14 protein-coding genes are annotated in these 20,874 nt (G+C 72.7%); 5 read left to right on the top strand and 9 right to left on the bottom strand.

The window, feature by feature from the left end:
- Positions 1-87: 87 nt before the first annotated feature.
- From ACFW6P_RS10215 to ACFW6P_RS10180, 8 genes are all read right to left on the bottom strand, one after another.
- Positions 88-1,350, bottom strand: a complete 1,263-nt coding sequence (locus tag ACFW6P_RS10215; protein WP_386357875.1) for an FAD-dependent oxidoreductase — start codon at positions 1,348-1,350, stop codon at positions 88-90.
- Positions 1,347-2,738, bottom strand: coding sequence for an FAD-dependent oxidoreductase (locus ACFW6P_RS10210; RefSeq protein WP_386423380.1), 1,392 nt, complete (start codon positions 2,736-2,738; stop codon positions 1,347-1,349). Before ACFW6P_RS10210 ends, ACFW6P_RS10215 begins: the two co-directional genes overlap by 4 nt.
- 8 nt (positions 2,739-2,746) lie before the next feature.
- On the bottom strand, positions 2,747-4,840 hold the full coding sequence (locus tag ACFW6P_RS10205) for a molybdopterin oxidoreductase family protein (protein WP_386423378.1): 2,094 nt from the start codon (positions 4,838-4,840) through the stop codon (positions 2,747-2,749).
- Positions 4,833-6,236, bottom strand: a complete 1,404-nt coding sequence (locus ACFW6P_RS10200; protein ID WP_386357881.1) for a nitrate/nitrite transporter — start codon at positions 6,234-6,236, stop codon at positions 4,833-4,835. Before ACFW6P_RS10200 ends, ACFW6P_RS10205 begins: the two co-directional genes overlap by 8 nt.
- 133 nt (positions 6,237-6,369) lie before the next feature.
- The gene (locus tag ACFW6P_RS10195; RefSeq protein WP_386357882.1) at positions 6,370-7,938 is read right to left on the bottom strand and encodes a class I adenylate-forming enzyme family protein; all 1,569 of its coding nucleotides are present in this window, start codon (positions 7,936-7,938) and stop codon (positions 6,370-6,372) included.
- Positions 7,939-8,027: 89 nt separating this feature from the next.
- Positions 8,028-8,570, bottom strand: a complete 543-nt coding sequence (locus ACFW6P_RS10190) for an SRPBCC family protein (protein ID WP_386357884.1) — start codon at positions 8,568-8,570, stop codon at positions 8,028-8,030.
- A gap of 100 nt (positions 8,571-8,670) precedes the next feature.
- Entirely contained in the window at positions 8,671-9,654 is a 984-nt protein-coding gene (locus tag ACFW6P_RS10185; protein ID WP_386357920.1) for an NADPH:quinone reductase, read from the bottom strand.
- 105 nt (positions 9,655-9,759) lie between these two features.
- Positions 9,760-12,426 carry an AAA family ATPase gene (locus ACFW6P_RS10180; protein WP_386423376.1) on the bottom strand — a complete coding sequence of 889 codons (2,667 nt, stop codon included), beginning with the start codon at positions 12,424-12,426 and terminating at the stop codon, positions 9,760-9,762.
- A 113-nt stretch (positions 12,427-12,539) separates the two neighbouring features.
- Here ACFW6P_RS10180 and ACFW6P_RS10175 point away from each other — a divergent pair, with 113 nt between their 5' ends.
- The 3 genes from ACFW6P_RS10175 (at position 12,540) to ACFW6P_RS10165 (ending at position 17,322) form a co-directional block, all read left to right on the top strand.
- The gene (locus tag ACFW6P_RS10175) at positions 12,540-13,613 is read left to right on the top strand and encodes an alkene reductase (RefSeq protein ID WP_386357888.1); all 1,074 of its coding nucleotides are present in this window, start codon (positions 12,540-12,542) and stop codon (positions 13,611-13,613) included.
- A 175-nt stretch (positions 13,614-13,788) separates the two neighbouring features.
- A complete protein-coding gene (locus ACFW6P_RS10170; protein ID WP_386357889.1) occupies positions 13,789-15,039 on the top strand; it encodes an MFS transporter in 1,251 nt (416 codons plus the stop codon).
- Between the two features lie 357 nt (positions 15,040-15,396).
- Positions 15,397-17,322 carry a helix-turn-helix domain-containing protein gene (locus ACFW6P_RS10165; RefSeq protein WP_386357891.1) on the top strand — a complete coding sequence of 642 codons (1,926 nt, stop codon included), beginning with the start codon at positions 15,397-15,399 and terminating at the stop codon, positions 17,320-17,322.
- On the opposite strand, the gene ACFW6P_RS10160 is transcribed toward ACFW6P_RS10165, so the two are convergent.
- Positions 17,310-18,479, bottom strand: a complete 1,170-nt coding sequence (locus tag ACFW6P_RS10160; protein WP_386357893.1) for an IS701 family transposase — start codon at positions 18,477-18,479, stop codon at positions 17,310-17,312. The two genes, ACFW6P_RS10165 and ACFW6P_RS10160, sit on opposite strands and share 13 nt — an antisense overlap.
- Before the next feature lie 400 nt (positions 18,480-18,879).
- On the opposite strand from ACFW6P_RS10160, the gene ACFW6P_RS10155 reads away from it, so the two are divergent.
- Both ACFW6P_RS10155 and ACFW6P_RS10150 read left to right on the top strand, forming a co-directional pair.
- The gene (locus tag ACFW6P_RS10155) at positions 18,880-19,587 is read left to right on the top strand and encodes a DsbA family protein (protein WP_386357895.1); all 708 of its coding nucleotides are present in this window, start codon (positions 18,880-18,882) and stop codon (positions 19,585-19,587) included.
- Between the two features lie 515 nt (positions 19,588-20,102).
- Positions 20,103-20,663, top strand: a complete 561-nt coding sequence (locus ACFW6P_RS10150) for a hypothetical protein (RefSeq protein WP_386357897.1) — start codon at positions 20,103-20,105, stop codon at positions 20,661-20,663.
- The last annotated feature ends 211 nt before the right edge of the window (positions 20,664-20,874 follow it).

Here is a 20,874-nt window from a genome sequence, read left to right as displayed (position 1 = left end):
CGGGGGCGACGCGGCGCATCACGGGGCACAGTGATCGTCGCCCCGGTGCCGGGCCGGCCGCCAACCGCCGGTCACTACTCCGTCAAGTCAGGCCGCGTCCGCCGCGCGGTGCGGGGGCGGCGGGCCGCCGGGGCCCGGCGCGGACAGCAGCCGGTCCGGCGGGGCGTTCAGTTCGCGGCCGGTCAGGGCGCGCAGCGTGCGGTAGGCGGTGGCGTCGCCGGCGAGCACACCACCGCGCAGGACCCGCCCCTCGGGGCCGAGGACGAGCTTGGCGTAGGTGCCGGCCGTGTCGTCGCGCAGGACGTACTCCACGGCGCCCTCGGTCACGGCGTGGGCGTCACCGAAGCTGGCCACGTCGACGCCGAGGAGTTTGAGCTTGGCGGCCGTGTCCGGGTCGGCGAAGGGGGTCGCGGGGCGGTCGAGCAGCTGGTCGGCGACGAGTTCGGCCATCCGGTAGCCGGGGGCGACCAGCCCGTAGGTGCGGCCCCGGACAGCCGCGCACTCGCCGACGGCCCAGATGTGCGGGTCCTCGGTGCGGCACAGGTCGTCGACGAGGAAGCCGCCGCGTTCGCCCGTGGCGAGTCCGGCGGGTCCGGCCAGTTCGTCGCGGGGGCGCACGCCCGCGGAGAACACCACCAGCCGGGCGTCGAGCGCGGTGCCGTCGGTGAGGGTGACCCCGCCGACCCGGCCGTCGGCGGCCGGGCGGATCTCGCGGACGGCCGTACCGCAGTGCACCCGCAGTCCGAGACCGGTGACGAGCCGGGTGAGCACGCGTGCGCCCCCGTCGTCGAGCTGCACCGGCATCAGGCGCGGCGCGAGTTCCACGACGTGGGGGCGAAGCCCGAGCAGCCGCAGCGCGTTTGCGGCCTCCAGGCCGAGCAGGCCTCCGCCGACCACGACACCGGAGAGGCCCTCGCGTGCCGCCTCACGGAGGGCGTCGAGGTCGTCGAAGGTGCGGTAGACGAAGCAGCCGGGCAGGTCGCGCCCCGGGACGGGGGGTACGAACGGCCGCGACCCGGTGGCCACGACGAGTGCGTCGTAGCGGATGACGGTGCCGGCGGCGGTGGTGACCGTGCGGGCCCGCCGGTCGATGCCGGTCACCGGGGCAGCCGTGCGCAGCTCCACCAGGGGATCGGTGAGGAAGGCGCGGTCCGCGAGAGTGAGGTCGGCGGCGCTCCTGCCCTCCAGGTAGGACGACAGCGCGACCCGGTTGTAGGCGGGGCGGGGTTCCTCGGCCAGGACGACGACCTGCCAGGTGCCCTGCCGGTCGTGGGCGCGCAGGTGCTCGATCAGGCGGTGGCCGGTCATGCCGTGCCCGACGACCACCAGGGTGCGCGGGGTGGGGGTCATGGGGCGCTGTTCCCTCCGGTCGTGGACGCGAGGACCAGGCGCACGTCGTCCGCGCAGCCGCCGCAGCCGGTGGTGGCCCGGGTCGCGGCGGCTATCCCCGCCAGGTCGCGGGCACCGTCGTGCCAGGCGCGGAGCAGGTCGGCCTTGGTGACGTGGTTGCAGTGGCAGAGCACGGCAGCGTCCGGCAGTTCGACACGGGCGGACCCTTGCCCGGACGCGATGCCCAGCAGGAGCCCGAACCGGTCGGAGGGCACCGGCAGGCCGCGGGTGTACAGCTGGGCGAGCGCGGCGGTGGCGCGCGGCAGTCCGACGAGGACCGCTCCCGCGACGCGCTCCCCGGACAGGGTGAGAGCGGCGTAGCGGCCACAGGCGGGGTCGGACAGGGTGATGTGCCGGTCGGCGTGCGGCGGTCGGGGCGGGCCGAGGCAGGCCAGGTCGAGGCCGGGCGCCTTCAGGCGCAGCACTGGCCGGGCGGGGCGGTGGTGCGTGTCGTGTCCGGTGAGGATCCGGGCGAGGGTCTCGGCCTGTTCCCAGGCGGTCGTGACGAGTCCGGGGACCTCGCCGCCGAACTCCGCACAGTCCCCGATGGCGTGGATGTACGGATCGCTGGTGCGCAGGTGCCGGTCGACGACCACCCCCGTGCGAACGGCCAGTCCGGCCCGCCGGGCGAGCGCGGTCTCGGGTGCGGCGCCGGTGCACAGCGCGAGCACGTCGGCCCGCAGGATCTCGCCGTCGTCGAGGAGCAGCTTGCCGGGCCGGTACTCGGCGGCGGCGCGTCCCAGGAGCAGGCGGGCCCCGGCGGAGCGGAGGTGAGAGGCGAGCAGGGCGCCCGCCGCGTCGTCGAGCCGGTCGTCCATGGGGTGCGGCCCGCGGTGCACGAGCGTGACGTCGCGGCCGGCGCGCCGCAGCGCGAGGGTGGTCTCCGTGCCGAGGACACCGCCGCCGAGTACCACCACGGACCCCTCCGCGAGCCGTTCGGCGTCGTCGGTGGTGCGCAGGGTGGTGGCGCCCTCGGCGCACCGGCCATCGGCGGTGAGCAGGCCGGGCAGGTGCGGGACGCGGGGCCGGGCGCCGGTGGCCAGCACCAGCCGGTCGTAGGGGAACGTCCGGCCGGTGTCGGTATGGACCAGGCGGCGGGCGCGGTCGACGGCGGTGGCGGTGACGCCGGGCGTGACGCGCACGCCGTCGGGCGGGTGGGGCAGGGTCAGGTCCTGGGCGGTGAGGGTGCCGTCGAGGACGGAGGTGAGCAGGACCCGGTGGTAGGCGGGCCGCGGCTCGGCGCCGAGGACCGTGACCGGGCCCGGGTGGCCGAGCCGGGACAGCCGTTCGACGAACTGGTGGGCCGCGGGGCCGTGGCCGACGACGAGGACGTGGTGCGTGTCGGGCATGGCGGGCCTCACGAAGCCTCGGTGCCGGGTTCGATCCGCACGGCGCAGACCTTGAACTCGGGCATCCCGCTGCGGGGGTCGAGGGCGGTGCTGGTGATCAGGTTGGCCCGGCCGGCCCCGGGGTGGTGGAACGGCAGGAACACCGTGTCGGTGCGCATGCTGCCGACCAGTCGCACCCGGGCGATCGTGGTGCCGCGGGCCGAGGTGACACGGGCCGTGCCGCCCTCGCGCAGCCCGGCGCGTTCGGCGGTGTCGGGGTGGACTTCCACGAACGGTTCGGGCTCGGCGTCGTTGAGTTCGGGTACGCGGCGGGTCTGCGCGCCGGACTGGTAATGGGCGAGGACGCGGCCGGTGGTGGCGTACAGGGGGTGTTCGGCGTCGGGGGTCTCGGCGGGGTCGCGGTGGTCGACCTCGGCGAACCGGGCGCGCCCGTCGGGGGTCGCGAAGCCGTCGAGGAAGAGGCGGGGCGTCCCGGGATGCGGTTGTCCGTCCAGACGTTCGGGGCAGGGCCAGTGCAGAGCTTCCCCCGCGTCCAGGCGCTCGTAGCTGATGCCGGAGTAGTCGGCCTTGCCGCCCCGCGAGGCGCGTCGCAGCTCCTCGAAGACCCGGCGCGGCGAGGTCGGGTAGCGGTGGGCCGGCTCGCCGAGCCGGACCGCGAGGCCGTGCAGGACCTCCAGGTCGGTGCGCACGCCCTGAGGCGGGGACAGCAGCCGGCGACGGCGCAGCACCCTGCCCTCCAGATTGGTCAGGGTGCCCTCCTCCTCGGCCCACTGGGCGACGGGGAGGACCACGTCGGCCGTGCGTGCGGTCTCCGAGGGCACGAAGTCGGCCACCACCAGCAGGTCCAGGGCGGCCAGCCGGTCGGCGACGTGGGCGGAACGGGGCGCGGACACGAGCGGGTTGGAGCCGAACACCAGCAGGGCGCGCGGGCCGCCCTCGGTGCCGAGCGCGTCGAGCAGTTCGTAGGCGCTGCGGCCGGGGCCGGGCAGGGCGTCCGGTGTGGTGCCCCAGACCCGGGCGACGTGGGCCCGTGCCTGCGGGTCGGTGATCATGCGGTAGCCGGGGAGCTGGTCGGCCTTCTGCCCGTGCTCGCGGCCGCCCTGGCCGTTGCCCTGTCCGGTCAGGCAGCCGTAGCCGCTGCCGGCGACGCCTGGCAGGCCCAGGGCGAGGGCGAGGTTGATGAAGGCCGCGGCGGTGTCGGCGCCCTTGCTGTGCTGCTCGGCGCCCCGCCCGGTCAGCACGTAGGCCCGGCGTGCCTCGCCCAGCAGCTCCACGGCGGCGCGTTGTTCGGCGACGGGGACGCCGGTGACCTGTTCGACGCGCTCGGGCCACCAGAGGACGGCGCGCCGCCAGGCCGCGTCGAAGCCGGTGGTGCGCTCCTGGACGTAGCCCTTGTCGCACCAGCCGTCGCTCACGGCGATGTGCAGCAGTCCCAGTGCCAGCGCGAGGTCGGTGCCGGGCACCGGCTGCAGGTGCAGGGCCGCCCGTTCGGCGGTCTTCGTGCGGCGCGGGTCGACGACGATCAGGTCCGCCCCGCGCAGATGCCGCATCAACGGCGGCATGGTCTCGGCGGGGTTGGCGCCGGCGAGCAGGATCGTGGCCGCCGCGTCGAGGTCGGCGACGGGGAACGGCAGCCCACGGTCCAGCCCGAACGCGGCGTTCCCGGCCGCGGCGGCCGAGGACATGCAGAACCGGCCGTTGTAGTCGATCTGGCTGGTGCCGAGGGCGAGCCGGGCGAACTTGCCCAGCAGGTAGGCCTTCTCGTTGGTCAGGCCGCCCCCGCCGAACACCGCGAGGGCGTCCGGCCCGTGCCGGTCGCGGATCCGGCGCAGCCGCGCGGCGACCGTGTCCAGCGCGGTGTCCCAGTCGGCCGGGGCGAGACGGCCGTCCGCGCCCCGCACCAGGGGCCGGCGCAGCCGGTCCGGGACGTCGAGCAGGGCGGGCGCGGTCCAGCCCTTCTGGCACAGGCTGCCGTCGTTGACGGGGAAGTCGGAGGGCTCCACCACGGTGCCCCGGGCGTCGTGGCCGAGGAGGGTGCCGCACTGCAGGGCGCAGTACGGGCAGTGCGTGGCCACGCTGCCGCGCGGCGCGGTGTCAGGCACGGCTGACCTCCGACTGCTCGGCGGCCCCGTGCCCGGCCCGCCGCGCCTTCCGCCCGCCGCCTGGCGAAGTGCCGTGCGGGGAACGCAGGTAGACCTGGCGGGTGACGGTCACGCACACCGCGTAGAAGACGAGGAAGAACCAGAAGGCCGGCTCGCCCGTGCCCTGGCTGCCGTAGGACGCCCGGAAGGCCAGGTTGACGACGACGCCGCCGAGGGCGCCGACGGCACCGGCGATGCCGATGACCGCGCCGGTCAGGCGCCGGGCACGGGCGAAGGCCTCGGTCGCGTCCTGGCCGGCGGTGACGGCGGCCTCCCCCTGCCCGGCGAAGACCACCGGGATCAGCTTGTATGTGGACCCGTTGCCCAGGCCGCTCAGCACGAACAGCACCGTGAACACGGCTACGAACAGCGCGAGGGAGTCGCGCGCCGAGGCCATCAGCAGCAGCAGGGTGCCGGCTCCCATGGCGAGGAAGTTCCAGTAGGTGACCCGCGCTCCGCCGAAGCGGTCGGCGAGCAGGCCGCCGAGCGGCCGGGACAGGGAGCCGAGCAGCGGCCCCAGGAAGGTGTAGCCGACGGCCTGAAGCGGTGTGGAGCCGAACTGGTTCTGCAGGACGAGCCCGAAGGCGAAGCCGTAGCCGATGAACGAGCCGAACGTGCCGAGGTACAGCAGCGAGATCCACCAGGTGTGCCGTTCGCCCACCGCCTCGCGCAGGACGCCGGACGCGGCCGGGCCGGTGTCGACGTTGTCCATGCCGAGCGCCGCGAGCAGGGCGGCCAGCGCGATCAGCGGCAGGTAGGCGGCGATCACGTAGGCGGGATGGGTGTCGCCCGCGGTGGCGATGACCAGCAGGCCGACGAGCTGGATGACGGCGACGCCCAGGTTGCCGCCGCCGGCGTTGAGGCCGAGCGCCCAGCCCTGGTGCCGCCGCGGGAAGAAGTGGGCGATGTTGGTGGTCGAGGAGGCGAAGTTGCCGCCGCCGACGCCCGCGGTGGCGGCGATGAGCAGGAACACCCACAGGGGTGTGCCGGGCTGCTGGACGAAGTACAGCGCCAGCAGGGCCGGTACGAACAGCAGGGCCGAGCTGAAGACGGTCCAGTCGCGCCCGCCGAAGCGGGTCACGGCGTGGCTGTAGGGCATGCGCAGCAGCGCGCCCACCAGGGTGGGGGTGACCACCAGCAGGAACTTCTCGCTCGGGGCGAAGCCCAGGCCGATGGCCGGTGACATGAACAGCACCAGGACCGACCACATGCTCCATATCGAGAACCCGATGTGCTCGGAGAGGACGGACAGGACGAGGTTGCGTCGGGCGACGTGCTTGCCGGTGCGCTCCCAGAACTCCTCGTCCTCCGGGTCCCAGTGCTCGATCCGGCGTCGGGAGGCGCGCAGTGCCGTCATCGGGTGCAACTCCTCGGCTGGGGACGGCGGCCCGGCGCGTGGCGCGGGGCCGCCGTGCGTGGGGTGACGGGGGGGCGGGCCCACGTGGGGATGGGCCCGCGCCCCGAAGAGGCGGCGGTGCGGGATCCGGGACCTACACGTCCGTCCGCTCCGACTTCAGCAGCCGGGCCAGCTCCAGCCGCTTGATCTTGGTGGTGGCGGTCTGCGGCAGGTCGTCGAGCTTCCACTGCACGGGATCCGCCATCGCGGGCAGACCGGCCACCCCGGACTTCCAGGCCGCCAGGTCGAGCGGCTTGTCGTCGCGGGTGCACACGACGGGCAGGGGCCTGCCGTCCTCGTCCGGGACGATGATGACCTCGACGAGCTCCGGTATCCGGGCGAAGAGGGTGTCCTCGATCTCCAGGGTGCTGTCGATGCCCTCGATCTCGTCGACCTCCCGGTCCAGCAGGTGCAGGCAGCCCCACTTGGTGCGGTAGCCCAGGTCGCCCATGCGCCACCACTCGCTGTCGGCCTGCTTCTCCCAGCGCTCGTGCTCACCGAGGTAGGTGACGATCCGCCCGTCGGAACGGGCCTCGATGTAGCCCGGGTTGGACTTGGTGGGCCGCCTGCCGTCCCGGCTGACCACGCGGACGCCCGTCATGCCGGGGAACGGGGAGCCCACGCAGCGGCCGTCGGCGTCCGCGCCGCGCTTCTTGGAGTAGGTGCGCCCGGCGATCGGGCCCACCTCGCTCTGCCCGTACATCTGGACGAACTGCGGCGACTCGCGGCGGGACGCGGTCAGCATCAGGTGCACGGTGCGCGGGTGGATGGCGTCGAAGGTGCTGCTGAAGTACTTCACGTTCGCCAGCGGCCGGCGCGGGTCGTCGACCAGCACCTCCCAGCGCAGGAACGTGTTGGGGTGCGCCTCGATCAGGCCGGGCGGGGCCTGGCGGAACACCTCGGCCACGACCTCCGGGTCGTCGTCCCGGAGGATGATCAGCGGGTGTCCCTGGAGGATCGTGATGGGCATGGCGGTGAACATCCGCGAGTGCACGAACGACACGTGGATGGCCACCGGTTCGCTGCGGCCCACCAGGGAGGCCACCGTGCCCTGAGGGCGGTAACGGGCCTGGAAGGTGCGCCCGGTGTGCACCGCCAGCTTGGGCGTTCCGGTGGTGCCGGAGGTGTGGGTGACCAGCGTCGGGTGGTCCGGGGGCATGGTCACCGGCGCGACCCGGGTGGAGCCGGCCAGCGAGGCGAGCGTGACGGCCTCGTCGTGGCCACCGGAGGCCAGGAGCACCTGCCGGGAGAGGCCGAAGATCTCGGCGGGTAGGTGGTGGTCCAGCTTGTCCTGGTCGGTCACCAGGTAGGGCCGGTCCACGCGGCGCACCAGCTCGCACACGGTGGCGCCGTCGAGCTTGGGGGACAGCAGGACCGGGACGGCGCCGATCCGGGCCGTGGAGCAGGCCAGGAGTGTGATGTCGAACCCGTTGGTTTTGTGGACGACCACGCGCTCCCCGGGCCGGACGCCGGCCGCCCACAGCCGGGAGGCCAGGTCGTCGACGAGGTCGGCGACCTCCGTGAGCGTCATGCGGCGCCCGCGCTCCGGAGCTACGTCGAGATCATGGTCGAGAATCACGGGATTCGCCGGGTGCCGGGCCGCGGCCCGGTCGAAGAGCGTGCCCAGCCGAATTCCCTTGTTTCCGATGCGCTGGAGGAACATCTGCCCACCCTCTCATCCGCCGTGACTGTTCCTCAGCCGTGCGGCGGGCCGTTTGAATTCAGGCTCCCGTACGGATCACCGGGGAATTGTCACCGCTTTTCGATGACGTCCTTGATGCGCTTCAGTGTGGCGTCGAGGTCCTGCTCGAGCTTGGCGGTCCAGTCGGCGATGAATCGCTTGCGGTCGTCCTCGTCCAGGTCGGCGACGATCTTGTGGATGCCGGCGGTCGCCCGGCCCATGCGGAAGTGGTGGGTGAGCACGCAGCCGTCCTCCGCGGGCGCCATGTCGAAGCCCCAGATGCTCTCCTGGTCCTCGCTGGCGTGGCTGAGCATCATCCACCGGAAGGTGCGGCCGGGCTCGGCGGCGGTGATGCGGCACTCGGTGTGCCAGACGCCGCGCACCAGGGGGGCCCAGGAGACGACGTCCTCGCTGCGGAGGTTCTCGCCCCGGAAGACGGCGCCGACGGTGGAGGGTTCGCCGGAGGTCCAGGTGCCGCCCCGGCATTCGGGGCTCCATTCGGCGCTGCGCGGCAGATCGCTGACGACGGAGTAGACCGCCAGCGGGGTCGCGGAAACATGAACGTCGGCCCTGAGATCGAACAGCGGCGAGGTGTCGATGATTGACTGAGTCATGTGCAGAATTCTGTCGAGGGCGTCCGGCGCCGGTCAAAGACCGGCTTTCTCATTTGTCAGGTCCGAATTCTTGCATTTGGCGCCGTTCACCGCGGCCGGCTCAGTCCTCGGCGGTCACGCTCAGCACGAGTTTTCCGCGCACCTTGCCCTCCTCCAGCCGGCGGTGGGCCTCGGCGGCCTCGCTCAGGTGCAGCCGCTCGATCGCCCGGGGCCGCAGACTCCCGTCGGCGACGAGACGGTTGATGGCGCTGGCGGCCTCGGCGAGCTCCCCGGCGGTGGCGTGCGAGATGGCGAAGCCGTGGATCGAACGGTCCCTCAGGTACAGCGGTCCCACCGGCAGCACGGGCTTGGTGTGCAGTCCGGCGAGCAGCACGATCCGGCCCCGGCCCGCGAGGAGGTCCACCGCGGTCTCCAGGTCGTTGGTGCCGGAGGCGTCGAGGTAGAGGTCGGCGCCCGCCGGGGCAGCGGCGCGGATGCGCCCGAGCACGTCGGAATCCCGGTAGTCGACGACGTGGTCGGCGCCGAGTCCGCGGCAGTACCCGGCGTCCCGCGCGGAGGCGACGGCGACGACCCGGGCACCCGCGGCGGCTGCCATCACCACCAGCGCGCTCCCCACGTTTCCGCCCGCGCCGACCACGACGACGGTCTCACCCGAGCGGAGCCGCCCGTGGGTGAACAGTCCGAGGTAGGCGGTCGCGGCCGGATGGGCCAGCGCCACGCTCTCATAGGGGTCGGCCCCGTCCGGCAGTCGGTACAGCCGGTCGACGGGCACCACCACGTGCTCGGCGGCGGCCCCTTGACGGCCGTCGTGGCCGAGGCTGTTGCACCACACCCGGTCTCCGGGCCGGAACCGGTGGACACCGGCGCCGACCGCGGCGACGGTGCCCGCGAGGTCCCGCCCTATGACGAAGGGGAAGGTGAGGGGGGTTCGCCAGGCGCCCGAGCGTACGAACGTGTCGACGTGGTTGACGGAGACGGCCGTGACGTCCACCAAGACGTCGGTCGGCCCGGGTTCCGGCGTGGGCTGATCACCGTAACGAATGACGTCCGGAGAGCCGAGCTGTTCAATGTACGCAGCACGCATCATGGTCACGGATTCTTCCAAAACCGCCCGGGCCTCGTCCGCGAACGCCCCAGACGCCGTCGCGGATCTGTCAGATCGGGAGCGGATCTGTCAGATCCGCTCCGCTCACACCAGGTTGAGCCGGGCCAGCTCGCGCCGGGAGCCGACGCCGAGCTTGGGATAGGCCTTGTACAGGTGGTGCTCGACGGTCCTGCGGCTGAGGAACAGCTGCGCGGCGATCTCCCGGCTGCTGTTGCCGTCGGCTGCCAGCCGGACCACCTGCAGTTCCTGCGGGGTCAGCCGGTCGAGGACGTTCTCCGCGGTCGCCTTGGCACCCGTCGTCGTGTCACCCGCCGCCCGCAACTCCGCCCGAGCCCGCTCCACCCAGGGCGTGGCACGCAGTCGCTCGAAGTGCTCCAGGGCCGACCGGAGCGAGGCACGGGCCTCGCTGCGCCGCCTGTCCCTGCGCAGCCATTCCCCGTACAGCAGCGCGGTGCGGGCCCGCTCGAAGGGCCGCCGGCCCTGTCCGTGCAGCCGGACCGCCTCCCGGTAGTCCTCCTCGCGCCCGTCGACCAGCGCCCGGCACCGGTGGGCCACCGCCAGCGCCCACGGCTGCCGGCCGGCCCGCGCCCAGCCCTCGAAGGCACGCATCGGCCGTTCGGCCCGCTCGGACTGCCCGAGCCGTACCGCGGCCTCCACCTGATCGGCGACGGTGGCCATGGCCATCGCCATGTGGCGCTGCGGTCCCGGGCCGACGGCGGTCTCCAGTCGGCCGAGGGCCCCCTCGTAGTCGCCGTACGCCAGTTCCAGCAGGCTCAGGGCGCTCTCGCCGGCCACCCGGCCGACGTCGGGAACGTCCCGCATGAGGTCGCGGCAGCGCTGCTCGTCGCCCTCGATCGCCGCGATCCGGGCGGGAACGCCGTTGAGCCAGGCGATGCGCTCGCGCAGCCCGGTGTCGCGGGCGATCTCCATGGCCTCGGCCACCGACGCCTCGGCGTCCCGGTGCGCCCCGGCCAGCACCTGGCGTTCCGCGAGCAGGTGCAGGGTCCGGGGCAGGGCACCGATGAGGCCGTGCGCGCGGCAGCGAGCCACCTCCGTAGCGGCCAGTTCCATCGCCGCGGCGTCGTCCCCGAGCAGGACGGCGCTGTGCAGGGCGCGCGTGCGTGTCGCGTCCGAGCCGTCCTGGCCGGCGGCGACGGCGTCCTTCAGCAGGGGCAGTCCGCGGCCGTAGTCGTCGTCGACGAGTAAGGCCATGCCCTCCACCATCGGGTCGCCTTCCCCGAGGGACGCCAGTCGCCGGGCGGCCTCGCGTACCGAGTCCGCGTCGCCGGCGAACCAGCCGTACGTGGCGCCGGTGCGGAGCATGGCCGGGCCCAGCTCGGATCCGGCGGCGTCGGTCCGCCGCAGCAGCAGGCGGGCGGCCTCCCGCTGGTGTCCGGATTCGAACATCACGGCGGCCCGCACGGGGGCCAGCCGGGCCAGATCCTCCGGCCCGGCGGTCGACTTCTCGGCCTGCTCGGTGAGGTCCCGGGCCTGGCCGACGTGTCCGGCGTTCAGTGCGCAGGTGGCCGCGTCGGCGAGCCGGTGGACCTGTGCGCGCCGGTCGGGGGTGAGCCGGGCGGCCTGCTGGTGCAGGAGCGAGGCGGCGGCGTAGGCGCTGCGGTCGGCGGCCCGCTCGGCGGCGGCGACCAGTTCGGCCGCGACACCGTCGTCGGGGGAGGTCGTGGCGAGCGGCAGGTGCCGGGCCCGGCAGTCGGGGTCCTCCGCTGCGTCGGCCAGCGCCTGGTGGACGGCGATCCGCCGGGCCAGCATGGCGCCCTGGTAGGCGGCGGTTCCTATCAGCGGGTGGCGGAACACGACGGTGCTCTCGGTCACCTGGATCAGGCCCGCGCGCTCCGCGTCCTCCAGGTCTTCCAGGCCCACGCCCAGTGTGCGGGCGGCCTTCATCTGCAGCGGCAGGTCGCCCCGCCCCTCGGCCGCCGCGAACAGCAGCGCCAGCCGCGTCCTCTCGGGGAGTCCGGCGATCTGGGTGCGGTACGACGACAGCACCCGGTCGGCGACCGTCACGGGGGTGAACCTGCCGGGGTCGTCGCGGCGGGCGGCCCCGAACTCGATGAGCGCCAGCGGGTTCCCGGCGGACTCTGCGATGACCTGGTCCCGCAGGGTGGGTGCCAGACCGAGTCCGGCGAGGAGGCTCACCGCGTCGCCCGTGTCCAGCCGGGAGGGCCGCAGCTCGGTGAGGCCGGGGGCGGTGAAACCCTCCTCCCGGGTCGCGAACACCATGGCCACCTGCTCGGCGGCGAGCCGGCGGGCGGCGAAGAGCAGCGCGTCGGAGGTGGCCTGATCCAGCCACTGGGCGTCGTCCACCAGGCAGAGCAAGGGTCCCTGTTCGGCCAGGTCCGCGAGGAGCGTGAGCACGGCCAGCCCGGTCAGGAACCGGTCCTGCGTCCGGGTGCGCCCGGTCCCGAGGACCGCCCGCAGGGCTTCCGCCTGCGGCTCGGGTAACTCGTTCAGCCGTTCCTGCACCGGCCACAGCAGCTGCAGCAGTCCACCGAAGGCGAGGTCAGCCTCTGGCTCGATCCCGGTGACCCGCAGGACCCGCATGCCGGACGCCGACGCCGACTGCGCCGCCCGGTCGAGCAGAGCCGTCTTCCCGATGCCCGCCTCGCCCCGCAGGACCAGGGCACCGCTGCGTCCTTCTCGGGCCCGGGCGGCCAGTTCCTCAAGCGCCGCGAGCTCGGTGGACCTGCCGTACAGCACGTAGCTGCCCCCACTCCCCGTGATGCGGCCCACCGGTAGGCAAGCCGTGCCGACATACGTATCCGGTTTAAGAAATCTTACTGATTCGGACCGCCCGTCCCCGTTCCTACCCTGTGGAACAAGCCGGTTCCCCGATGGAGGAGATTGTGAGCCACCTTTTCGAACCGCTGCCCCTGGTAAAGCTGACGCTGCCCAACCGGCTCGTCATGGCGCCGATGACGCGCAGTCGGGCCAGGGACGGCGTACAGACCCCGCTGGCAGCCGAGTACTACGCACAGCGCGCGGCAGCGGGTCTCATCATCACCGAGGGCACGCAGCCCTGCGTGATCGGGCAGGGATACATCGACACACCGGGCGTCCACACGCCCGAGCAGGTGGAGGCATGGCGCCGGGTCACCGACGCGGTGCATGACAAGCAGGGCCGGATCTTCGTGCAGATCATGCACTCCGGCCGCATCGGGCACCCGAGCCTCTACCCGGACGGCTCGCTGCCCGTGGCGCCGTCGGCGGTGGCCTCGGGCGGCCGGATGTACACGCCGGAGGGCATGCTCGACCACCCGACGCCCCGGGCCATGGACCTGGAGGACATCGCCCGGGCGGTCGAGGACCACATCGCGGCCGCCAAGTGCGCGATCGACGCCGGATTCGACGGTGTGGAGCTGCACGGCGCCAACGGCTACCTGATCCACCAGTTCCTCGCCGACAACACCAACCTGCGCACCGACGCCTACGGCGGCAGCATCGACAACCGCATCCGGTTCGCCGTCGAGGTCGCCCAGGCGGTCGGTGACGCGATCGGTCCCGAGCGGGTCGGCATCCGCCTCTCCCCGGCCAACACGACCAACGGCATCGCGGAGAGCGACCCGGCCGCGCTGTACGAAGCCCTCATCCGCGCCCTGGCGCCGCTCAACCTGGCCTACGTCCACCTCATGGAGTTCGGCGGCCGTGACATCACGAAGCTGATCCGGCGGGAGTGGCCGGGTGTGCTGATCCTCAACCCGCACGCCACGGGCGAAGAGGCCGCGGTGACGCCCGAGGCCGCCGAGGCGGTTCTCGAAGAGGGCCTCTGCGACGCCGTGAGCATCGGCTCGCTGTGGCTCGCCAATCCCGACCTCCCCGAACGGATCAAGGCCGGCGGCCCGTTCAACACGCCCGACCCGGAGACCTTCTACGGAGGCGACAGCCGGGGCTACACCGACTACCCGACGCTGGACGGCTGACCGACCGGGCGGGTGGCCGTGGGGCCACGGGGCGGGCGCCCGGCCCGCCCCGCCCCGCCCCTGCCTCCCGCCCCATCCCGGCTCCCTGGCCCGGCCGGCGCCTTCTCCCCCGAAGGGCTGCACGCCGGACCGGGCCAGGGTGGTCCAGCGACAACCGACCGCTCAGGGAGCACAGATGAGCAACTCACTCGCCGAGTCCGGCGCCCCGGGTCCCGCCGAGCCGGGCAGAGAACCTCGGACAACCGATACCCGCGGCCCCTTCCACGGGCCCTCGGCCCTCTGGCTCGCCCTCATGGCCGGCCCGCTGTCCTTCGGCATCGCGGGCCCGGCCCTGGTGCTGGACGATGCCGCGAAGGATCTGGGCGTCTCGACCGGGTCCGCCACCTGGACGGTGACCGCGTTCGGCTGGGGCATAGCGGTCGGAACGCCCTTGCTGGCGGGGCTGCTGGACCGCCGCGGGGCGCGCAGCGCACTCACCGTGTGCGGTCTGCTCGTCCTGCTGGGAGCGGGCCTGGTGGCCGGCATACCCGTCCTCCCGGTCCTCGTCCTGGGCACCGCTCTGATGGGGCTCGGCACGGCCGGCCTCACGGCCGCGGCTATGAGCCTCGCCGGCTCGCCCCGCGCCATGGGGCTGGTCACCGCCTCGCTCGCCGTGGTGGGTTCGACGGCCCCGCTGGCCGGTTCCCTCGTCAACGACGTCCTGTCCTGGCAGGCCACCCTGGCGCTGCCGGTGCTGAGTGTGGTGGCCGTGCCCTTCGCCGCGGCCCGCTGTGGGCACGGCGCTCCAGCAGGGCGGGAACCGTTCGACCCCTTGGGCGCGGTGCTGCTGACCGCGCTGGTCACCGCGCTGGTGTTCGTGCCGCACAAGCCGCTGGTGGCCGGTGTCTGCTCCGTCCTCGCCGCGGGACTGCTGGCCGCCCACGTGCGCGCACGGCCTCGGGGCTTCGTCCCCGCCGGCCTGGTCCGCACCCCTGGCTTCCTGGTCTCGGCGGGTCTCGCGTTGTGCCTGGCGGTGGTCAACTTCGGCATGATGTACGCGATTCCGGAGCGGCTGGAGGATCACACGTCGTGGTCCACCAGTGAGATCGGTGTCGCCATGGTCTGGCCGTTGCTGCTGGGTGGTGCCCTGTCCTGGTTCGTGGTGGCGGTCTCGGCGCGGACGGGACGGCGGGTCGTGATCGTCGCGCTGGTCGGTCTCGCCCTGGCGGGAGTGGCGCTGGCGATCGCCGGCACCTCGGCCGCGGTTCTGCTGGCGGCCCAGGCCCTGACGTCGATCGCGGCGGCATCGGGCCAGGGTGCGTTCGCGGTGCACGCCACCTCGGCCGTCTCCGATGACCAGCGTCCTCCGGCCATCGGCCTGTTCAACCTCGCCTACCTCCTCGGCGCGGCCTTCGGCCCTGCCATCGTCGCTCTCCTGGCGCTCTGACCGCCGGCGGCCTCCGCCCGAGTGTGCCGTCACACCACACAGGTGTGACGGCGCACACCCTGTTTCCCTGAGCCTCACTGCATGCGTCAACTGGCATAATCCGTAAGGAGGTTCGTGAGGAAAAGCGAGCCGTGCGCCTGATCGGCCGCCACCGGGGCGGTCCGCGGGCCACCAGGTGACATGGGGAGAGGCCTGGGCTCTCGGTTCGCGGGCGCGGCCTGCGGAATGCACGCGGGCGTCCTCCCGTTGCACCGGTGGAACTGTGGCCCGTGCGACTCAGCCGTCGTGCACCGTCACTGCCGTCGGTTGGGAAACGAAACACCGGAGGGCCTCGTGTCGCGGACGAAGGACGAAGCGGTGGCGGCTGTGCTGGACCTGCTGGACCTGCTGGCCGGTGAAGCGTCGGCGAACCGCTTCGAAGCCGTGGTCGAGGAGGCGCGAAGACAGGGCGTGACCGGCGTCGACCTGCGCACGGTGGAACGGATCAAACGGCTGGCCCTCGGCATCCAGGCCCGGCTCGAGCGTCGCCAGCAGTGGAGCGCCGCCCTCGCCACGCTCGTCGACACGGCCTCCGATCTGGCGAGTCCGCACACGGTCGAGGACACCCTCAAGATCATCACCCGCCGGGCGCGGCTGCTGCTCGGGGTCGACGTCTCCTGGGTCACCCTGCCCGCCACCGACGACGCCGGGGCGCTCCGGCTGCACTCGCTCGACGGTCACGTCACGATGCTCAACACGCGGCTGCGATTACCGGAGGGAGCCGGGCTCGCGGCCGCCGTGCTGGCACACCGCGCGCCGCTGTGGACCTCCGACTACCTGGCGGACGACAGCTTCCGGCACGCGGCCGAGCTCGATCAGTGGATCGGCGCCGAGGGACTGCACGCCGTGCTCGCCGTGCCGTTGAGCCGCGGCGCCGTCTCCGTCGGATCGCTGCACGTGGCGGACCGCAGCGTGCGCCACTTCTCCGCCGACGAGATAGCACTGACGAACATGCTCGCGGAGATGGGCGGTGTGGCGCTGTCGCGGGCCGTGTTCCTGGAGGAGACACTCACGGAGACGTCGGCCCTGCGGGAACGGCTGTCGCGCGCCGAGGCGGAGCTGGCCGAAACACGCGGGCTCACGGAGACCCAGGGGGCACTGCTCGACCTGGTGCTCGACGGCTGTGACCCGCAGCTGCTGGTGGAGGAGTGCCACCGCAGACTGGGTGCTCCGGTGCTGCTGTGCGGCCCGCACGGCACCACGATCGCCGCGGCCGGCGACCTGTCCGAGAGGTGCGAGGAGTTCGCCCGCGCCACCAAGGACGCCGGTGTGCTGCTGGATCCCTCGCCCACCCCTCTGCAGGACGGCATCTGGTGCGTGCCGGTCCTCGCCGGCGGTCACCACCTGGGCGCCCTGTGCGTCCAGGCCGGTCCGGCCCTGACCGGCGGCACCGCGCAGCTGCTGCGGTACGCGGCGCGCGTGGTCGCGGTGCTGCTGTCCCTGCAGGAGGGCGGTGGTACGGCGATGGACGGGCAGTGCCGCGACGAACTGCTCGAGGACCTGCTGATCAGTGTCCCCCGCCCCCGCGCCCTGCTGGAGCGGCGCGCCCGCCGGCTGGGTATCAGCCTCGATGAGCCGCAAGTCGTCGTGATCGCCCGCCTCGAAGACGGCGTGCACGCACACGCGGTGACCCGGGCGTCGACCTGCGCACGCCGCCTGAACGGGCTCCAGACGACGCACGAGGGCGACATCGTGCTGCTTCTGCCGGGCACCGACCCGGGCGCCGCCGCCCGGACGGTGCACGACGAGTTGTCGTCCCTGCCCGGCCGTCCGCCCACGGTCAGCGGCGCCGGACCCGTGTCGGACCCTGGTGCGGTCCTCCACGGATACCGGGAAGCGGCACGCTGTCTCGACGCGATGACCGCCCTGGGCGCCGCAGGAACCTCCGCCTCGACTCACCAGCTCGGGTTCCTGGGGCTGCTGCTGTCGGACCAGGTGGACGCCGACCACTTCATCCAGAGCACCATAGGAGCGGTGCTCGACTACGACGAGCAGCGGTTGACGGAACTTATCCGCACCCTGGACGCCTACTTCGACACCGCAGGCAGTCCCACGTACGCGGCCGAGCAGCTCCACGTGCACCCCAACACCGTGACCCGCCGGCTGGAGCGCATCAGCGAGCTGATCGGCTCCGACTGGCAGAGATCCGACCGCGCCCTGGAGATCCAGCTCGCGCTCCGGATGTCCCGGATACGGCGTGTACTGCGCGAGCGCGACGAGTCGGCCGGGGATCAGGACGCATAGCCGAGTTCTGCGTCGTCCGTGTCACCCAGGGTCGCCAGGGCGTGCGCGGCGGACGCGAGGGTGACGTGCCGGTGCCAGCCGCGGTAGGAGCGTCCGGCGAAATCGCGGATCCCCACCTGGTCGGCACCGCGGGCGAGATCCTGGTCGACCTGCTGGATCATCCCCCGCAGCCGCATCAGGGACGCGGGGGGAACCGACATCAGGTCGGTCAGCCACATCTCCCGTGGCCGGCGCCCGTCGTTGTTCCCCAGCCCCAGCAGGAGCAGGTCACCGTGCCCGCGTCCGGCCCGCCGGCCCGCGGCGGTGGGGAGCGCCACCCGTACGGCTGTGACCAGCCCGGAACACCTGGCCGTCCCCCCGCCGTCACTCGGCCACACCACCGGCCGCTGCAGGCCCCGGCTCGCGCCCATGATCTGGCGCACCGGCCTGGGGGTGGTGTCCAGCCCCTTCAGCGCGGGGTCCGTCACCGACATCCGCAGGGAGTCGTCCACCCTGAGCATCATCGGCAAGCCCCGTTTGAGGAGGTGCGTCACCGTCGGGATGACGTCACCGCCACGGGCGTCCATCACCAGGGGACGGGACGGCAGTCGCCATGCCACCGTCTCCAGGTAGGCCCGGAGCGCGCATTCACCGAGGGTTTCCGCCGAGGCGTCGTCCGGGATGGACGCGCGGCGCCGACGGTCCTCCGCGCACCAGGCCGGGGAGAGCTGCAGCCGCCAGTTGACCGGCACGCTCGCTTCCTCACCGACCGCCCAGACACCCACGGCCTGCTGGGCGTTGAGCATCTGGCCGTGCTCCGGGAAGAAACGCCGCTCCACTCCGACTGAGTGCCGCCCGGCCTTGGGGATGATCATCGGCCGCACCACCCACGCCTGTGGTGGGACCACACTGTCCGTGTACCGGGCCAGTGCCCGGCGCACCGGACCCCATCCCCAACTCGAGTCGCTGATGAAGTGGTGCAGGCTCTGCTCCGTCGCCTGTCCACCGGCGAGCGCGGCGATGTTGCGTATCGATTTGCGTCCCCTCACCTCCAGCAAACCACGTATGTACTCCATACCCCTGCGGCGTTGGTCACTGCGGGGCAGGGAGGCGAACAGCAGTGAACACATCTCCGGCAGCGACACGTTGCACGGAGGCGCGTACGACTGCTCCTGCATGGTCGGACTCTGCTCTTGGTCAGGGCTCAGCGCGACCACACTCATGGACGGACCCTCCATCGGGAGTAGACGAAGACGATCCGAAGGGCTGCCCGTCCAATGTGCGGCAGGCGGGTTTCCCATCCCAGGTACGCAGAGCACACAACTTGTGACGGACAGCGGTGGCCGGGCCACCATCGCCCTCCTCTCCGCCGGAAGCCCCATCCGGAGAGCATGGTTCGGACGGTGTGCGGACCACCGCCCCGGTCCTCGGGGCAACCCCTGGGAGCCTCAGGCAGGGTGACTTGACGAAGTAGCTCCGGCACCGGGCGTCGGGTACCGCGCGCGCGTCACCATGGGACTTACGACGCGGCACACACATCGGGGACCTCGGTGTGTGTGCCGCTACCGAGGAGGACACATGAGCGCTGCCCCGGAACCACGCCCCGTCACCGTCTGGTCGGACCTGGGGTGCCCCTGGGCCACCCTCGCACTGCACACGCTGCGCACGGCGGCCCGTGCCCGGGAGCAGGACCTCCTGATCGACCACCGGTCCTTCCCGCTGGAGTTGTTCAACCACCAGCCCACGCCCAAGTTCATCGTGGAACCCGAGATCGTGGTGATCTCCGCACACCGACCCGACCTCGGCTGGCGCCTGTGGGCCGGCCGGGAGTACGACTATCCTTCGACGATGCTCCCCGCGATGGAAGCAGTCCAGGCCGCGAAGGACCCGTCCGTCGGTGGCCTGCGCGGCAGCGACGAGCTGGACGCCGGACTGCGTCACGCTTTCTACGTCGAAAGCCGCTGCGTCAGCATCCCCTCCGAGATCCTGGACGTCGCCGCAGGGTGTGAGCACATAGACGAACGGGCCTTGGCCCGTGCGCTCGAGCGCGGTGCCGGCCGCGCGGACGTCTACGAGCAGTTCCGCGTCGCCCAGGGCCCTGACGTCCAGGGCAGCCCTCACCTGTTCGCGCCCGGAGGATACGCGGCCCACAACCCGGGCGCACACGTCCAGTGGACGGGCGACCCCGACAAGGGGGGTGTGCCCCGCCTCGACCGCTACGACCCGTCGTGGGCCGAGGAACTGCTGGATCTGCTGGCGGAGGGAAGGCGGCCCACCGATGCCTGAGAGGGACCTTTCGCATCTCGTCCGCCGCCTGTGACCGTCTGGCGGCGGCAGTCGCGGCCGAGGCGGTGACGGTGCGGGCGTGTCCGGAGGAGCTGGCGGCACGGATCGCGCAGGTGCCCGGACGCCGTTCTCGTGCGGCCGGGCCGGAAGCGGACCCGGGGCTGGCGTCACCGGGGATCGACACCGCCGGGCCCGACCCATCACTGAGTCGACCCCGGATGCGTGGAGCCCCTGAAGTCAGGCTTGTGATCCTGGCCCGAAGGAGAACCACGAAGTGCCGGCGCCACGCACATAGCCGGACGACCTTCGCGAGCGGGCCGTCCGTGAGGTCCGCAGCACGGGCCGGCCGGTCGCTCACGTCGCCAGGGCCCGGGCCGGTTCGCCACCGTGTGAACTCCAGTCCTGTTGACGCTACCGCCGATTGGGCCTGCCGAAGCCGAGTAGAACGGCTGGTCATGGGAACGATCTGGGCTTCCGAACGGGCATCTCCGCTCACCTACGCGCAAGGATCGCCGATGCTTCCTGAGGTCCGCTCCCACCTATCCACCGCCCTCGGAGACCAGTTGGATCACCAACTGGACCTGGCTCCGCATCTCGAAGCCGGCCAGCTCAGCGTGGAGCGCGTCGCCGGGATTGCCGTGGTCGCGGCCGCCCACTCCGATGGCTATGCGGCCATCGGCCGTCTCCTCGGGCTGCTGGCCGCGCTGCCTGCCCCCACCAAGGCAGGAGAACGCTTCTGGTCGGACCTGTGGAGGTCGTCGGGCACCGCGTACCTGCTGCCCGTCAACATCAAGGCTCCGGTGCTGCGTTCGCTGGCAGGAGAAGGAACCGCCCTGGCCCGGCAGGTCCTCTCGGCCGTCGACGAGATGACCCCGCCCCAGCGCGTCGCGGCCGGGGAGGTGATCGGTCAGGCCCTCGTCGAGTCCGACCATCTGCCCGACCTCAAGACACAGGTCATCGGAGAACTGTGGCTCCGGGATATCGAGCTCACCGCCTGGCGCGTCCTGCACGCAGACCGCAGGTCGGACGATCCGGCTGGACGGAAAGCCTTCCTGGACGCCTGGACGAGCGTCTGAGCGGCGGCTCCTCCACGCTGCACGGCAGCCGCGCAGGACATGCGGATCCCGTGCCCGACGACGCTTGCAGCGACTGAGGTCGGGAGGTTCCGCGCCGAAGTCGCACCGGCCCGGGGGCCTGGACAGATCAGGGGCCGCGCAGCCATTGCTGCGCGGCCCCTGATCCTGCCGGCCCGGTACGAGAGCAGGCGGCTTCGTCCGGGTGGGTGGC

The organism is Streptomyces sp. NPDC058741 (assembly GCF_042746715.1).
Classification (GTDB): Bacteria; Actinomycetota; Actinomycetes; order Streptomycetales; family Streptomycetaceae; genus Streptomyces.
This window is presented reverse-complemented; position numbering and strand designations above follow the sequence as displayed.

Coding starts and splice junctions, on each gene's coding strand:
- ACFW6P_RS10215 (WP_386357875.1), bottom strand. CDS start 1,350: ATGACCCCCACCCCGCGCACCCTGGTGGTCGTCGGGCACGGCATGACC.
- ACFW6P_RS10210 (WP_386423380.1), bottom strand. CDS start 2,738: ATGCCCGACACGCACCACGTCCTCGTCGTCGGCCACGGCCCCGCGGCC.
- ACFW6P_RS10200 (WP_386357881.1), bottom strand. CDS start 6,236: ATGACGGCACTGCGCGCCTCCCGACGCCGGATCGAGCACTGGGACCCG.
- ACFW6P_RS10195 (WP_386357882.1), bottom strand. CDS start 7,938: ATGTTCCTCCAGCGCATCGGAAACAAGGGAATTCGGCTGGGCACGCTC.
- ACFW6P_RS10190 (WP_386357884.1), bottom strand. CDS start 8,570: ATGACTCAGTCAATCATCGACACCTCGCCGCTGTTCGATCTCAGGGCC.
- ACFW6P_RS10185 (WP_386357920.1), bottom strand. CDS start 9,654: ATGCGTGCTGCGTACATTGAACAGCTCGGCTCTCCGGACGTCATTCGT.
- ACFW6P_RS10170 (WP_386357889.1), top strand. CDS start 13,789: ATGAGCAACTCACTCGCCGAGTCCGGCGCCCCGGGTCCCGCCGAGCCG.
- ACFW6P_RS10160 (WP_386357893.1), bottom strand. CDS start 18,479: ATGCAGGAGCAGTCGTACGCGCCTCCGTGCAACGTGTCGCTGCCGGAG.
- ACFW6P_RS10155 (WP_386357895.1), top strand. CDS start 18,880: ATGAGCGCTGCCCCGGAACCACGCCCCGTCACCGTCTGGTCGGACCTG.
- ACFW6P_RS10150 (WP_386357897.1), top strand. CDS start 20,103: ATGCTTCCTGAGGTCCGCTCCCACCTATCCACCGCCCTCGGAGACCAG.